Consider the following 14329-nt stretch of genomic DNA (forward strand, 5'->3'; position numbering starts at 1 on the left):
CGCACAACGCCAACAATGCCGGGAGCATCGGTCCGGCCCACGTGACGGGAGAAGCGCCATATGCGTGTGGATCGCCGGATCACTTCGCCTGCGTCCCCGGGTCGTCCTTCGCCGTTCATCGCCGCCCTTGCCTGCGCCGCCGCGTGCGTCGCGTTCGCCGTCCTGCCCGCGCGGGCGGAAGGCCCGTTCACCGTGTCGAGCAACGACCTGACGGCCGGCGGCCGCGTCGGCGCCGCGAACGTGTTCGACCGCGGCGACTGCAAGGGCGCCAATCGTTCGCCGCAACTGAGCTGGCGCAACCCGCCCCCCGGCACGCAGGGCTACGCGATCACGATCTTCGATCCGGATGCGCCGGGGCACGGCTGGTGGCACTGGGCCGTCGCCGGCATCCCGGCAAGCGTCACGAGCCTGCCGGCCGACGCGAGCGCGTCGGGCCTCCTGCGCCGCATCGGCGCGAGCGAGGCGCGCAACGACTTCGGGATCGACGGCTACGGCGGCCCGTGCCCGCCCCCCGGCAAGCCGCACCGCTACGTCATCACCGTCTATGCGCTTAAGGGCACGGACCTGCGCGTCGCGCAAGGACGCCCCGCACCGATGTTCGAGCACGAGATCGGCACGCTGACGATCGGCACCGCGCGGCTCACGGTCACTTACGGCCAGTGAGCGCTCACGCGCCGCCGCCTGCCCCGTTGCGCGTGTCTCCGGCCTCCCTCTCCCGCGCCCGCGAATTTCCCCGCCTCGCCTGCGCGCTTTTCCCCCGTCATTTCGACTTGCTAGACTCGGCGTCACCGGTCGCGGCATCCCGCCGCGCATCCGCCGCGCCGCCCGACCGCGGCGCGTGACGCGGCAGGCTGCGACGCCCGCCGTTTCGTCCCCTTCCGGAGAACGCTTCATGTCGAACATCGTCATCGTCTATCACAGCGGCTACGGTCACACACAGAAACTGGCCGACGCCGTCCACGCAGGCGCGCAGGACGCCGGCGCCACCGCACGCCTGATCGCCGTCGGCGAACTCGACGACGCGGGCTGGGCCGCGCTGGACGCGGCGGACGCGATCGTCTTCGGCGCGCCGACCTACATGGGCGGCCCGTCCGCGCAGTTCAAGCAGTTCGCCGATGCCACGTCGAAACCGTGGTTCACGCAGAAATGGAAGGACAAGATCGCCGCGGGCTTCACGAACTCCGCGACGATGAACGGCGACAAGTTCTCGACCATTCAGTATTTCGTCACACTGGCGATGCAGCATGGGATGGTGTGGGTCGGCACGGGCATGATGCCGGCCAACTCGAAGGCGGCCACCCGCAACGACATCAACTACGTCGGCGGCTTCACGGGCCTGCTCGCGCAGTCGCCGGCGGATGCGACGCCCGACGAGGGCCCGCTGCCGGGCGACCTCGAGACCGCGAAGGCGTTCGGCCGGCGCGTCGCCGAGGCGACCGCCCGCTGGCTGGCCGGCGGCCGCTGAACGCGGCGGCACGCGCGCCCGGCCGCGCCGCCGGTGACGCGGCAATGCCGCGCAGGCGCGCGAGAGCGGTACAAGACGGCCCGCGGGCCGTCTTTTTTTCGCCCCGTGCGGTGCAGGCCCGCCGGATGAGGTCTTAAAATGGCGGTTTAAGGGCGCCGCGGCTCCCGTTTCATTCAGCGAGAACGAAATGAGCACCAAAGTTTTTGTCGACGGCCAGGAAGGTACGACCGGCCTCAAGATCTTCGAATACCTGTCGGCGCGCAACGACATCGAGATCCTGCGCATCGATGAAGCGAAGCGCAAGGACGTCGACGAGCGCCGCCGCCTGATCAACGCATCGGACGTCACGTTCCTGTGCCTGCCGGACGTCGCGTCGCGCGAATCGGCATCGCTGGTCGAGAACCCGAACACAACGTTGATCGACGCGAGCACCGCGTTCCGCACGCACGCCGACTGGGCGTACGGCCTGCCGGAACTGACGCGCGCGCAGCGCGAGAAGATTCGCACGTCGAAGCGCATCGCCGTGCCGGGCTGCCACGCATCGGCGTTCGTGCTCGCGATGCGTCCGCTCGTGGATGCCGGCATCGTCGCGCCGACCTTCGCCGCGCACAGCTACTCGATCACCGGCTACAGCGGCGGCGGCAAGTCGATGATCGCCGAATACGAGAACGCGGCGCCGGGCGGCAAGCTCGCGAGCCCGCGTCCGTACGCGCTCGCGCTTGCGCACAAGCACCTGCCGGAAATGGCCGCGCACACGGGCCTCGCGCACGCACCGATCTTCACGCCGATCGTCGGCCCGTTCCTGAAGGGCCTTGCCGTGACGACCTACTTCTCGCCCGAACAGCTCGCGAAGCGCGCGACGCCGCAGGACGTGCAGCGCGTGTTCGCCGAGTACTACGCGGACGAACCGTTCGTGCGCGTCGCGCCGTTCAACGCGGATGCGAACCTCGACAGCGGCTTCTTCGACGTGCAGGCGAACAACGACACGAACCGCGTCGACCTGTTCGTGTTCGGCAACGAAGAGCGCTTCGTCACGGTCGCGCGCCTCGACAACCTGGGCAAGGGCGCATCGGGCGCGGCGATCCAGTGCATGAACCTCAACATCGGCGCCGCCGAGGATGCAGGCCTCAAACGCTGATTGCGCTTGCATGCGATGCAAAGCCGGCCGATGGCCGGCTTTTTATTTTCCCGTATCAGGCAATCAATAAAATCCGATTCGCGCATTTACAAATATTTACAAGCTTTCCATTGCGCGATTACCGATGAATTAATTACCCCAATTTCTCCAGTCAATCCCGAATAGGGATAAACCGGATACCGCCGCTTTAAACGCTGCCGTTATACGCGTGAGCGCCTCGAGAGCCCTCCGTGCGTGGCAGCCACCCCACTTCGGCAGCACTCTAGCACCCTTCACGCGTTTTAATTCTTACTGAAATCCCGATCCTGCAAGGATTCATCGCGCGCACGCCGTTTCAATCGTCTTTTTTAGACGAGTTCATCAATTGACAGCAAAAATCCAGACAGCGACATTAGCTCGCACAATTAAACGATTGGAGACAGCGGCATGTCGCACGCCTTATCGAAGGGGGTGGCAACGGCCTTTGCCATCGCCCCTTTCCTGATTGCCTGTGGTGGAGGGGACGGCGGCGCGCCCGCGCCGATCGAGGCACCCCAATGTTCCGGATCGAGTTGCGGCACGCAAGGGCCGCCGCCGTCGCAGCCCATAAACGGCGCGCTGTGCCCGGCCGACGCCGACATCGTCAAGAGCACGTACCTCGGCGGCGCCGGTAGCGGCGAGATCGTCAGCGTCAACATCGACGCGGTCGCGATGACCTACACGCTCAAGTGGCTCGAATCGCCGATTCCGCTCGCGACCGGCACGGTCACGCCGAGCCGCGCCGGCACCACGATCACCGGCAAGGTCGTCCACCCGCCGACCGGCACGCTGCCGACCGCGGAACAGACGCGCTGCGCGTTCGTGCTCACGCCGGGTTCGGGCACGGCACCGAACGGCTCGACCTACTCGACGGCCGCCGACTTCAACCAGGCGAACCCGCCGATGCTGCTGGTCGGCATGGGCGTGGCCGGCGGCGGCATCCCCGGCGCGACGGTTCAGTACGACGGGCTGACGATCATCCCGGGCGTGATCCAGAACGTCGGCCAGGTGCCGAACCGCCACTTCGACTTCTATCCGTTCCTCGGCTTCGCGAACACGACGACCGACCTCACGAAGCTGCCGGGCACGTACAACGCGCTGATCTACCACCTCGTGCCGTCGAGCAACTACGCGACGAAGGGCACGAATTCGAGCGAGACGTTCGACGCGAATGGCGCATGCACGTCGACGAATGCCGGCGGCTGCCAGACGACCGGCGATCCATGGACAGTGAACGCGACCGGCGGCTACCTCAACAGCGCGAAGGCGCCGCAGATCCTGCCGCAAACGCAGTTGCCGCTGATCGGCGCAACCGGCAAGTCGGCCACCGCGCACATGGTGATCGGCCAGCTCAACGGCGCGACCGTGCCGGTGGTCGTGCGCACGGGCAACGTGAACCTCGGCACGCCGCCGCTGCATGCCGACGCGCAGGTCGACGACGAATCGGGCATCGCGGTGCTCGGCGCGGCGAGCGCGATCCAGTCGGGCGCGATCGACGGCGGCTACGCGGGCGCCGATTCGAACTTCAAGTACACGGCCGCACTGATCCGCGGCAGCAACGCGTCGTTCATCAACCCGACCACGCAGGCAGAGGAAGACGCCTTCACGCTCGACTACGGCCAGGGGACGCCGGGCCTGCTCAACACGACGACGACGCCGGCAAGCGGCGCGACCTATCCGTCCGCATCGGGCGTGGTGATCGCGACGGGCGGCCTGTACGCGGCGCTCATCCAGGGCACGGTGAACGGCGGCGTCACGTCGACGTCGGCGAACTCGAGCACGTCGTCGACACCGTACTTCGGCGTGGGCGCACAGATCAGCAAGTAACGATCGGGGACGCGGCGGCGCTCGATATGCCGCCGCGGGATGCAGGGAAGGCACGAAACGACGGCGCCCGGCACGGCGCAGGCAGCACGAGCACAAGCAACAGAAGCGGTCGACAGGGAGCCGGCCGCCTGACAAGACAAATCTGGAGGAGCAACATGAAGCGCAACCTCGTTCTGGCGGCGGCCCTTGCCGCCCCCCTTCTTTCCGCGTGCGGTGGCGGCAGCGACAATCCGCCTCCGCTCGTCGAAGACCGGCTCTGCCCCGCGACGCTCGACTACAGCACCGTGTTTACCGGCGGCGCGGGCAGCGGCGAACTGGCCAAGGTCCAGCTCGATACGACCAAGATGACCTGGCAGGTCACCTATGTCGAATCGGCGGTTCCGCAAAAGACCGGCACCGTCACGCCGACCCGCGCGGGCACTGTCGACAGCGGCACGCTCACGCAGGAAACGCTGCTGCCGACCAACAAGCTGAATCAGTGCGCGTTCCGGCTGAATGGCGCGAGCCTCGATGCGTCGCGTCCGGCGCGCATCTTCGTCGGCTTCGGCGTGGCGGGCGGCACGATTCCCGGCAAGGAGATCCAGTTCGACGGCGTGCTCGGCCAGGCGGCGGTGCCCGACACGAAATTCCCGTACTACCCGTTCATCGGCTTCTCGTCGATCGAAACCGACATCACGAAGGTCGCGGGCACGTACAGCCACGTCGGCTTCGGCGAAGTGCCGTCGCAGAAATTCGCGCCGGCGTCGATCGACGCCAAGGTGACGATCAACGCGGACGGCACGTGGACCAAGTGCGACACGACCGGCCAGTTCGCCGGCGGCGCGTGCATGCAGCAGGGCACGAACTTCGTGCAGTCGGCCGACGGCAGCGGCGCGTTCCAGAGCAACAACTACCAGAGCCAGCTGAAGCCGACGCTGTCGGCGACGCCGCAGGGCAAGGGCTTCATGATCGTCGGCAAGCTGCGCAACCAGCTGGTGCCGATCCTCGTGCGCACGGGCGTCGCGAACCCGAACCCGACGCCCGACAGCAACGGCGTGCCGGGCCTGACCGCCGACGACGAATCGAGCATCTCGATCCTCTCGCCGCAGACCGCGATCGCGGCCGGCTCGCAGAACGGCGAATACATCGGCGTCGACAGCCAGTTCGACTACAGGACCACCGCGCTGATCAACAACCAGGCCACGCTGCTCGATCCGTTCCAGCCGTCGCAGGCATCGCTCGCGACCGCGCTCGACCTGGACTACACGCAGAAGGTGCCGGGCACGGTCACGACGATCCACACGGGTTCGGGCAGCACGTCGCCGACCGGCAAGTTCATCTTCACGGGTGGCGTGTTCGGTTTCCTCGACAACGCGGGTTCGACGCCGTATTTCACGATCGGCGCGTTCGTCCAGTAAGCGGAGGCAAGCCGTGATGAAGAAGACCCTTCTTTGCGCGGCGGCCGGCGCCGCCGCGCTGGCGCCGCTCGCGGCGCACGCGCAGAGCGCCGGCAGCAACGTCGTCACGCTGGGCTGGTTCCACGTGATGCCGCAGCAAAGCAGCACGCCGATGACGACCAACGTCGCGCCGACGCCGATCAATACGCCGCTGCGGCTGCCGCCGTCGTTCACGTCGCCGGGCACCGGGCTGCGTACGAGCGGTGCCGATACGGTCGGCCTGACGGTCAGCCACTTCCTGACCGACCACATCGCGGTCACGTCGGTGGCAGGCGTGCCGCCGGTGTTCAAGGTGTCGGGCCAGGGCACGATCAAGCCGCCCGGCCCGGCCGGCGCACTCGGCACGCAGAACATCGGGCTGGCGTCGGTGAACCCGATCGTGAAGAGCGTGCGGCAGTGGAGCCCGGCCGTGCTGCTGCAGTACTACTTCGGACAGGCGACCGCGAAGTTCCGGCCGTTCCTCGGCCTCGGCGTGTCGTACAACTGGTTCAGCGACCTGCAGCTCAACACGAACTTCATCAAGCAGACGCAGGACAACCTCGGCGCGATTCTCGCGGCGGGCGCGGGCAAGCCGGGTACGACATCGGTGGAGGCGAAGGCGTCGTCGTCGTGGCAGCCGGTGTTCAACGCGGGCCTGCAGTACAACATGACGGAGCATTTCGGGCTGATCGCGTCGGTGACGTACATCCCGCTGAAGACGACGTCGACGGTGACGATCAAGGCGGCCGACGGCACGGTGCTCGCCGAGTCGAAATCGGACCTGAAGGCCGACCCGATCATCAGCTATGTCGGGATGACCTACAAGTTCTGACGCCGCCAACCGAGGACGGACAGAGGACGAATGGATGGCCCGCGCAAAAAACGCGGGCAAAAAAAAGCCCGCCTAAGAGGCGGGCTGAATCCATATCAGAGGAGACATGGAGGAGACAGGTGTAACTATAGCGAATTGATTTCCGCATTGCAACATTTCCGTAGAGAAAATCAGGATTTTCCCTCGAATGCGCACTCTAGCGCGCTAGTTCGCATCCGACCCCTTCTCGTTCTCCCGGTCGAGCACCGCTCCCAGCGCATCGCGCAGCAGCGCGACCGGCCGTGTCAGGCGGCCCGGCAACGCACCGTGCACGATCCACACGTTGATCCGCGTCTCCAGCCCCGCCGTTTCCACCACCCTCAGTGCATCGCGATGCGCACTGCGCGCCAGCGCATTCGGCGACGCAATCCCGATGCCCGCACCGCGCGCGACGAGCGACAACTGCAACTCCGAACCGAACGCCTCGACCGCGACGTCGAACGGCAGCCCGGCCGCGCCGAGCGCACGGCTCAGCGCCGAACGCATCCCGCAGCCGTCCTGGCTCAGCACCCACGGAAAACCCGACAGCACATCGAGCGACAGCGGGCCGTCCGGCAGCGGGAAGTCGCGCGCGGCGACGAGCACGGTCGGTTGCGTGCCGAGCAGCGTGGCCGTCAGCGTGTCGGGTAGCGCCGCGCTGGTCGGCACCATGACCGTCGCGACATCGAGCGTGCCGCGTTCGATGCCCTGCACCAGCGCCGGCGACCAGCCTGCCGTCACGCGCAGCGTCAGTCGCGGAAACGTGTCGCGCAGCTGGTCGATCGGCCGCTCGAGCGCCAGCTCGGACAGGAACGGCGGCACGCCGATGCGCAGTTCGCCGGACGGCTCGCTGTCGGGTGCGCCAGCCGCCATCAATTCGTCGACCGCACCCAGCACGTTGCGCGCGAGCGCATAGACGTCGCGCCCGGCGGCCGTGGGCTTCAGCGGCTTGCTCTGCCGCTCGAGCAGCGGCATGCCCAGCAGCGTTTCGAGGTTCTGCACGCGTCGCGTGAGGCCCGGCTGCGTCAGATGGAGCTTCGCGGCGGCGGCGACCATCGACCCGCTGTCGACCACCGCGACGAACGCCTGGAGATCACGCGTATTCAAAGCAAACTCGCATAATCATGTTAGACATATTTCAATTGTCGCATAAACATCAGGCACCTACGATGGGACTTCCTTCGCTCAAGACCCGAGGCCTTCGATGAACTGCCCTGCCGATTCCTGCCCGCCCGCCGGTCACCCCGCGCGCGGCGCACCGCCCGCGCTCAGTGCAGGCATGACGCTCTTCTTCGCCGCGACGGTCGGCGTGATCGTCATGGACCTGTTCGCCGCGCAGCCGCTGACCGGCCCGATCAGCGCTGACCTGCGGCTGCCGCCCGGCCTCACGGGCCTCGTCGCGATGCTGCCGCAGCTCGGGTACGCAGCGGGCCTCGTGCTGCTGGTGCCGCTCGTCGACCTGCTCGAGAACCGCCGCCTCATCGTGGCGACGCTCATCGCGTGCGCGACCGCGCTCGCGCTGCCGGCGTTCACGCGGTCCGGCACCGTCTTCCTCCTCGCGACGCTGGCCGCGGGCGCCGCGTCGAGCGTGATCCAGATGCTGGTGCCGATGGCCGCGTCGATGGCGCCCGAAGCGCAGCGCGGGCGGGCAGTCGGCAACGTGATGAGCGGATTGATGCTCGGCATCCTGCTGTCGCGGCCACTCGCCAGCCTGATCGCGGGCACGGCCGGCTGGCGCGCGTTCTACGCGCTGACCGCGCTCGCGAACGCGGCGATCGCGGCGGTGCTCGCGCGGCGCCTGCCGCCGCGCGTGCCGCCGGTGACGGCCGGCTATCGCGCGCTGCTCGCGTCGATGGGCCGCCTGCTGGCCGACGAACCGGTGCTGCGCCGACATGCGCTGTCGGCCGCGCTCGCGATGGCCGCGTTCAGCGCGTTCTGGACCGCCGTCGGGCTGCGGCTCGCGCAGCCGCCGTTCGGCCTCGACCTGCACGGAATCGCGCTGTTCGCGTTCGCCGGCGCAAGCGGTGCGATCGTCACGCCGTTGGCCGGCCGCGCCGGCGATCGCGGCCACGGCCCGGCCGCGCAGCGCATCGCGCACGTGACGATGCTCGCCGCGCTCACCGTGCTCGGCATCGCCGGCGCCGGCTGGCTCGGCTTCGATGCGCACGCGCACCGCGGGCTCGCGCTGGCGCTGCTGGCCAGCGGCGCGGCGCTGCTCGACGCGGGCGTAATCGTCGACCAGACGATCGGCCGCCGGGAAATCAACCTGCTGAATCCGGCCGCGCGCGGGCGTCTGAACGGGCTGTTCGTCGGGTTGTTCTTCGTCGGCGGGGCGCTCGGCGCGGCGCTCGCTGGCAGCGCGTGGGCGTGGGGCGGGTGGAGCGCCGTGTGCGGCGTCGGCTTCGCGTTCGCAGGCGCGGCCGCGGTGTTCGGCTTGTCGGCGAGCCGCCGGGCCGGCGCCGCCGCGTGGCCGCGCGCTTGACGCGGGCCCGGACAGGAAAACGCCCCGCCCTCTGACGAGGTGCGGGGCGTCCGGCGGACCGCGCGGGCTTAATTCAGTGACGGACCAGCGCCATCATCGCACCGAAGCCGACGAAGATGCCGCCCGTCAGCCGGTTGAAGACCTTCGCGACGCTCTGGCTCTTCAGCGTCGCGCCGATGCGCGTGCCGAACGACGCGTAGACGAGATACCAGCTGACCTCGATCACCGCGAACGTGACGACGAGGATGCCGAACTGCGGCAGCGTCGGCTCGGATGCGTTGATGAACTGCGGCAGCAGCGCGGCCGCGAACAGGATCGCCTTCGGGTTGCTGCCTGCGACCAGGAAACCGTTGCGGAACAGCGCCGAGCGCGATGCCGACGCGACCTGGCGCGACACGGTTTCGACGTCGGCGGCAGGCTGCTCGTCGTCGACGCGCGCGCGCCACGCCTTCACGCCGAGGTAGATCAGGTAGGCCGCGCCCGCAAAGCGCAACGTGTTGAACATCGCCGGCCAGGCCTCGAGCACGGCACCGAGGCCCGCCGCCGACACCGACAGCATCAGCACCAGCGCGGTGAGACAGCCGGCCATCGTCCACGCCGAACGCCGCAGCCCGTGCCGCGCGCCGTGCGTCATCACGAGCAGCATGTTCGGACCCGGAATCGCCGACACGACGAACACCGTCGCCACGAAAAGCCACCACGTATGCAGGTTCATGACCACCCCGACCGAAAGAGAAACGAAACGTCGATTATGCCGCGCACGCGGCGTGTCTGTCCCGCGCCGGCTCAGCGGCCCGCGCGGCGCAGCGCGACTTCGCCGAGCACCGCGAAGTCCTGTTCGCCGCCGCCGTGCGCGAGCGCATCGAGCAGGCTGTCGCGCACGACGCTCGCCACCGGCAGCGGGACCGACGCGGCGTCGCCGGCCTGCAGCGCGAGCCGCACGTCCTTCAGCCCGAGGCGCGCCTTGAAACGCGCGGGCTCGTAGCTGCGCTCGGCGATCATCCCGCCATAGCCTTCGTAGACCGGCCCCGGAAACACGCTGTTCGTGATGACGTCGAGGAAGTCGCGCATCGCGACGCCGTGCGCGCCGAGCAGCGCGGACGCCTCGCCGAGCGTCTCGATCGCCGACGCGAGCGTGAAATTCGCGGCGATCTTCGCGACGTTCGCGTGCTGCGGCAGCGAGCCGAAGCGCCAGGTCTTCTGGCCGATCGCGTCGAACAGCGGCTGCACGCGGTCGATTGCCTCGGCCGGGCCGCCGGCCATGATCGTCAGGCGCGCGGCGGCCGCGACGTCCGGACGCCCCATCACGGGCGCGGCGACGTAGGCGAGGCCGCGCGACGCATGCGCGTGCGCGAGCGACTCGGCGAGCGCGACCGACACCGTGGCCATGTTCACGTGAATCAGGCCGCGCGGTGCCTGCGCGAGCAGCGCGTCGTCGAATACTTCGCGCGCCGCGGCATCGTCGGCGAGCATCGAGAAAACGGCATCGCCGCGAAACGCGTCGGCAGGCGTCGCGACGATCTGTGCGCCGAGCGCGGCAAGCGGCTCGGCGCGCTCGCGCGACCGGTTCCAGACCCGCACGTCATGCCCCGCCTTCAGCAGGTTCGTCGCGATCGCCTGCCCCATTTCGCCCAGCCCGATAAATCCGAGATCCATTTCCCCGCTCCTTCGACTCGTGAAGCGTGGAGTTAAACACAGATGGCGGTGACCTGCAGCCCCGGCGACCGGCTGCACGCGGTGCGATACTGCCCGGATGGCGACCGCGATCTTCCGCTTCCACGGTGAACTGAACGCATTTCTCGCTCGCGCCCAGCGCGAGCGCGTGTTCACGCACGCGTTTTCCCGCGACGCGACGGTCAAACATGCGATCGAGGCGCTCGGCGTCCCGCATACGGAAATCGGCCGGCTCTGCGTGAACGGCGCACCGTCCGCCCTCGACCGGCCGCTCGGCGACGGCGACCGCGTCGACATCCATCCGGAGCGCCCGCAGCCGTCGGCCGCATCCCCGCAGCCGCAACCGGACCGCTGGCGCTTCGTCGCCGACGCGCACCTCGGCGGCCTTGCGCAGCTGCTGCGCCTCGCCGGCTTCGACACCTGCTACGACAACCACTACCGCGACGACGAACTCGTCGCGCTCGCCTCGCGCGAAGGCCGGATCGTGCTGACACGCGACCGCGAGCTGCTCAAGCGCCGCGCGGTCGCACGCGGCTGCTACCTGCACGCGCAGCAGCCGGACGCGCAGTTGCGCGAGCTGTTCGCGCGGCTCGACCTCGCGCCGCACATGTGGCCGTTCCGGCTGTGCCTGCGCTGCAACGCGCCGCTGCACGCGCTCGATGCGGCGGACGCCGCGCCGCGCGTGCCGGCCGGCGTCCGGCAGCGGCACCGCCGCTTTGCCGCGTGCGACGTGTGCCAGCGGGTGTTCTGGGAAGGATCGCACTGGCGCCGGATGCGCGCGGTGGTCGACGCGATGCGCGCGCCGCCGCCCGGTGCCCTCGACGTTCCGGACGTGGCGGACGCCTGAAAAAACAAAACCCCGCATGCCGAAGCGTGCGGGGTTTCGCGACGGATGGCTGGCAGCGCCAGCTCCGGCGAGGCGCGCTTAGTTGGCTGCGCCCGAGTCGTTCGTGCCGGCGGCCGAAGCGGCTGCGGCCTTCGCCTTGCCCTTTGCCGAACCGTGGTGCTTCAGCTTGTGCTTCGGCTTGCTGTGATCCTTCTTCATCGGTGCGGAAGAGGGTGCCATCGCGCCTGCCGGAGCCGACGCCGACTCCTGTGCGAATGCCGAAACCGATGCGAGAGCGAATGCTGCGGTCATGATCGAAGCGAGCGTCTTCTTCATTGTTCTTCCTTTAGCGGAGAAAAAGTCAAACGTACCGGTAAGTGATGCGAGGCATCCGCATCGTAACATCAGTCGCGCCGGATCGCCGGTCGCCGCCGGGCGGGCCGGCTCATGCCTTTCCGCCTCGACAAATACTGATGCACTGGCTCCATAACGCATCGCCCGCGCGACGAGTTGACATGCCGCTTGCATCCTTCGGGTTTCCCCGGGGGCGCCGGTTTCGGGCCCGCGCGACGCGCCGCGGGACGTGCATCAATCGTCCGACAAACCGTCTCTCACGCCCGCCGCGGCGACGCTATACTGGCCTCCTTCCGTCCCAACCGGACGCGGCCGGTCACAGACCGCCGCCGTCGCGAGGCGCCCAAATTGCCCGATCACAATCTGGACAAACTGAAAATCGACCGGCGTCCCGTCGCAACCGCGCCACGCCGGCGCCGGTGGGTCCGCTACGCGGTCGCCGCCGCGCTCGTCATCGTCGCGATCGTTGCCGTGCTGGCGCTCACCGGCCGCCCGACGGTCGACACGACCGCCGTCACGTCCGCCTACCCGTACCAGAACGACACCCAGCTCAACGCGACCGGCTACGTCGTGCCGCAGCGCAAGGCCGCGGTCGCGTCGAAAGGCCAGGGGCGCGTCGAATGGCTCGGCGTGCTCGAAGGCACGCGCGTGAAAAAGGACGAGATCATCGCGCGGCTCGAAAGCCGCGACGTGGAAGCGTCGCTGGCGCAAGCACGCGCACAGGCGCAAGTCTCCCGCGCCAACCTCGGCGTCGCTCAGGCGGAGCTGAAGGACGCGGAGATCGCGCTGCGCCGCACCGCCGTGCTCGCGCCGAAGGGTGCGGTGCCGGCCGCACAGCTCGACATCGACACGGCCCGCGTGAACAAGGCGCGCGCATCGGTCAACAGCGACGAGGCCGCGATCGCGTCCGCCGAGGCCAATGCGCAGGCCGCACAGGTCGCGGTCGATCAGACGGTGATCCGCGCGCCGTTCGACGGCATCGTGCTGGCAAAGCACGCGAACGTCGGCGACAACATCACGCCGTTCTCGTCCGCGTCGGACAGCAAGGGCGCGGTCGTGACGATTGCCGACATGGACACGCTCGAGGTCGAGGCCGACGTCGCCGAATCGAACATCGCGAAGATCCGCGCGGAGCAGCCGTGCGAGATCCAGCTCGACGCGCTGCCCGACATGCGCTTCGCGGGCCGCGTGTCGCGCATCGTGCCGACCGTCGACCGCTCGAAGGCGACGGTGCTCGTGAAGGTGCGTTTCGTCGACCGCGACGAGCGCGTGCTGCCCGACATGAGCGCGAAGATCGCGTTCCTGTCGAAGCCTGCTTCGCCGCAGGACCGGCAGCCGGTGACCGCCGTGCAGGCGAGCGCGGTGGTCGAACGCGACGGCCGGCCGGTCGTGTTCGTCGTGAAGGACGACACCGTGCATGCAACGGCGGTGACCAAGGGCGCGCGGATCGGCGAACTCGTCGCGATCCGCGGCGTGAAGCCCGGCGACACGGTCGTGCTCGCGCCGGGCGCGAAGCTGAAGGACGGCGCGAAAGTGACCGTCGCGAAGAAGTAGCGTGGTGAGCGTGAACGACGCCTCGCCACCGCTCGTCGAGATCAGCCACGTCGCGAAGTCGTACCGGCGCGGCCACCAGATCGTGCCGGTGCTGACCGACATCACGCTCGACATCGGCGAAGGCGACTTCGTCGCGCTGATGGGGCCATCGGGTTCCGGCAAGAGCACGCTGCTCAATCTCATCGCCGGCATCGACCGGCCCGACAGCGGCGAGCTGCGCGTGGGCGGCCTCGACATCTCGCGGCTCGAGGAAGCGCAACTCGCCGAATGGCGCGCGGCGAACGTCGGCTTCATCTTCCAGTTCTACAACCTGATGCCCGTGCTCACCGCGTTCGAGAACGTCGAGCTGCCGCTGATGCTCACGCACCTGTCGCGCCGCGAACGGCGCGAGCACGTCGAGATGGTGCTCGACATGGTGAATCTCGGCGACCGGAAGACCCATTACCCGTCCGAGCTGTCGGGCGGCCAGCAGCAGCGCGTCGCGATCGCGCGCGCGTTGATCACCGATCCGGTGCTGATCGTCGCCGACGAGCCGACCGGCGACCTCGACCGCGCATCGGCCACCGACGTGCTCGCGATGCTGCAGCGGATGAACGCCGAGCTCGGCAAGACGATCATCATGGTGACCCACGATGCGCACGCGGCCGCCGCCGCGCGCTCGGTCGTGCATCTGGAAAAAGGGGAGCTGATCGATGGGCACGCCGTCTGACGGACGGGAGCGCGCGC

The 14329-nt window shown here is 68.6% G+C and carries 14 protein-coding genes; 10 read left to right on the plus strand and 4 right to left on the minus strand.

Annotated elements, in window-relative coordinates; translation table 11 throughout:
* Positions 1 to 60 precede the first annotated feature (60 nt).
* The 6 genes from BTE28158_RS28130 (at position 61) to BTE28158_RS28155 (ending at position 6695) form a co-directional block, all read left to right on the plus strand.
* Positions 61 to 663, plus strand: coding sequence for a YbhB/YbcL family Raf kinase inhibitor-like protein (locus BTE28158_RS28130; RefSeq protein ID WP_059608516.1), 603 nt, complete (start codon positions 61 to 63; stop codon positions 661 to 663).
* A gap of 229 nt (positions 664 to 892) precedes the next feature.
* Positions 893 to 1465, plus strand: a complete 573-nt coding sequence (locus BTE28158_RS28135; protein ID WP_044846329.1) for a flavodoxin family protein — start codon at positions 893 to 895, stop codon at positions 1463 to 1465.
* A gap of 187 nt (positions 1466 to 1652) precedes the next feature.
* Positions 1653 to 2603: an N-acetyl-gamma-glutamyl-phosphate reductase gene (gene argC / locus BTE28158_RS28140; protein WP_124628539.1), complete on the plus strand. Its 951-nt coding sequence runs from the start codon at positions 1653 to 1655 to the stop codon at positions 2601 to 2603.
* A gap of 426 nt (positions 2604 to 3029) precedes the next feature.
* On the plus strand, positions 3030 to 4448 hold the full coding sequence (locus BTE28158_RS28145) for a DUF2957 domain-containing protein (RefSeq protein ID WP_124905739.1): 1419 nt from the start codon (positions 3030 to 3032) through the stop codon (positions 4446 to 4448).
* Between the two features lie 155 nt (positions 4449 to 4603).
* Positions 4604 to 5845, plus strand: coding sequence for a DUF2957 domain-containing protein (locus BTE28158_RS28150; RefSeq protein WP_059608520.1), 1242 nt, complete (start codon positions 4604 to 4606; stop codon positions 5843 to 5845).
* A 16-nt stretch (positions 5846 to 5861) separates the two neighbouring features.
* Positions 5862 to 6695 carry an OmpW/AlkL family protein gene (locus tag BTE28158_RS28155; RefSeq protein WP_059608521.1) on the plus strand — a complete coding sequence of 278 codons (834 nt, stop codon included), beginning with the start codon at positions 5862 to 5864 and terminating at the stop codon, positions 6693 to 6695.
* A gap of 204 nt (positions 6696 to 6899) precedes the next feature.
* Here BTE28158_RS28155 and BTE28158_RS28160 read toward each other — a convergent pair whose 3' ends face one another.
* Complete coding sequence (locus BTE28158_RS28160) at positions 6900 to 7820, minus strand: LysR family transcriptional regulator (RefSeq protein ID WP_059607769.1); 921 nt, start codon at positions 7818 to 7820, stop codon at positions 6900 to 6902.
* Between the two features lie 97 nt (positions 7821 to 7917).
* On the opposite strand from BTE28158_RS28160, the gene BTE28158_RS28165 reads away from it, so the two are divergent.
* Entirely contained in the window at positions 7918 to 9195 is a 1278-nt protein-coding gene (locus tag BTE28158_RS28165; protein WP_174920195.1) for an MFS transporter, read from the plus strand.
* 73 nt (positions 9196 to 9268) lie between these two features.
* On the opposite strand, the gene BTE28158_RS28170 is transcribed toward BTE28158_RS28165, so the two are convergent.
* Both BTE28158_RS28170 and BTE28158_RS28175 read right to left on the minus strand, forming a co-directional pair.
* Positions 9269 to 9910, minus strand: a complete 642-nt coding sequence (locus tag BTE28158_RS28170; protein WP_124628550.1) for a LysE family translocator — start codon at positions 9908 to 9910, stop codon at positions 9269 to 9271.
* A gap of 71 nt (positions 9911 to 9981) precedes the next feature.
* Positions 9982 to 11025: an NAD(P)-dependent oxidoreductase gene (locus BTE28158_RS28175; protein WP_279608048.1), complete on the minus strand. Its 1044-nt coding sequence runs from the start codon at positions 11023 to 11025 to the stop codon at positions 9982 to 9984.
* Here BTE28158_RS28175 and BTE28158_RS28180 point away from each other — a divergent pair.
* The gene (locus BTE28158_RS28180; RefSeq protein WP_174920197.1) at positions 10949 to 11716 is read left to right on the plus strand and encodes a Mut7-C RNAse domain-containing protein; all 768 of its coding nucleotides are present in this window, start codon (positions 10949 to 10951) and stop codon (positions 11714 to 11716) included. The genes BTE28158_RS28175 and BTE28158_RS28180 overlap by 77 nt on opposite strands.
* A 78-nt stretch (positions 11717 to 11794) precedes the next feature.
* On the opposite strand, the gene BTE28158_RS32630 is transcribed toward BTE28158_RS28180, so the two are convergent.
* Entirely contained in the window at positions 11795 to 12223 is a 429-nt protein-coding gene (locus BTE28158_RS32630) for a hypothetical protein (RefSeq protein WP_244107999.1), read from the minus strand.
* Positions 12224 to 12397: 174 nt separating this feature from the next.
* Here BTE28158_RS32630 and BTE28158_RS28190 point away from each other — a divergent pair, with 174 nt between their 5' ends.
* Positions 12398 to 13603 (plus strand): efflux RND transporter periplasmic adaptor subunit, encoded by a 1206-nt coding sequence (locus BTE28158_RS28190; protein ID WP_151052364.1) that lies wholly within the window; start codon positions 12398 to 12400, stop codon positions 13601 to 13603.
* Between the two features lie 10 nt (positions 13604 to 13613).
* Positions 13614 to 14312 (plus strand): ABC transporter ATP-binding protein, encoded by a 699-nt coding sequence (locus BTE28158_RS28195; RefSeq protein ID WP_059607770.1) that lies wholly within the window; start codon positions 13614 to 13616, stop codon positions 14310 to 14312.
* Positions 14313 to 14329: the final 17 nt, after the last annotated feature.

This window comes from Burkholderia diffusa, from assembly GCF_902499115.1.
Taxonomy (GTDB): domain Bacteria; phylum Pseudomonadota; class Gammaproteobacteria; order Burkholderiales; family Burkholderiaceae; genus Burkholderia; species Burkholderia diffusa.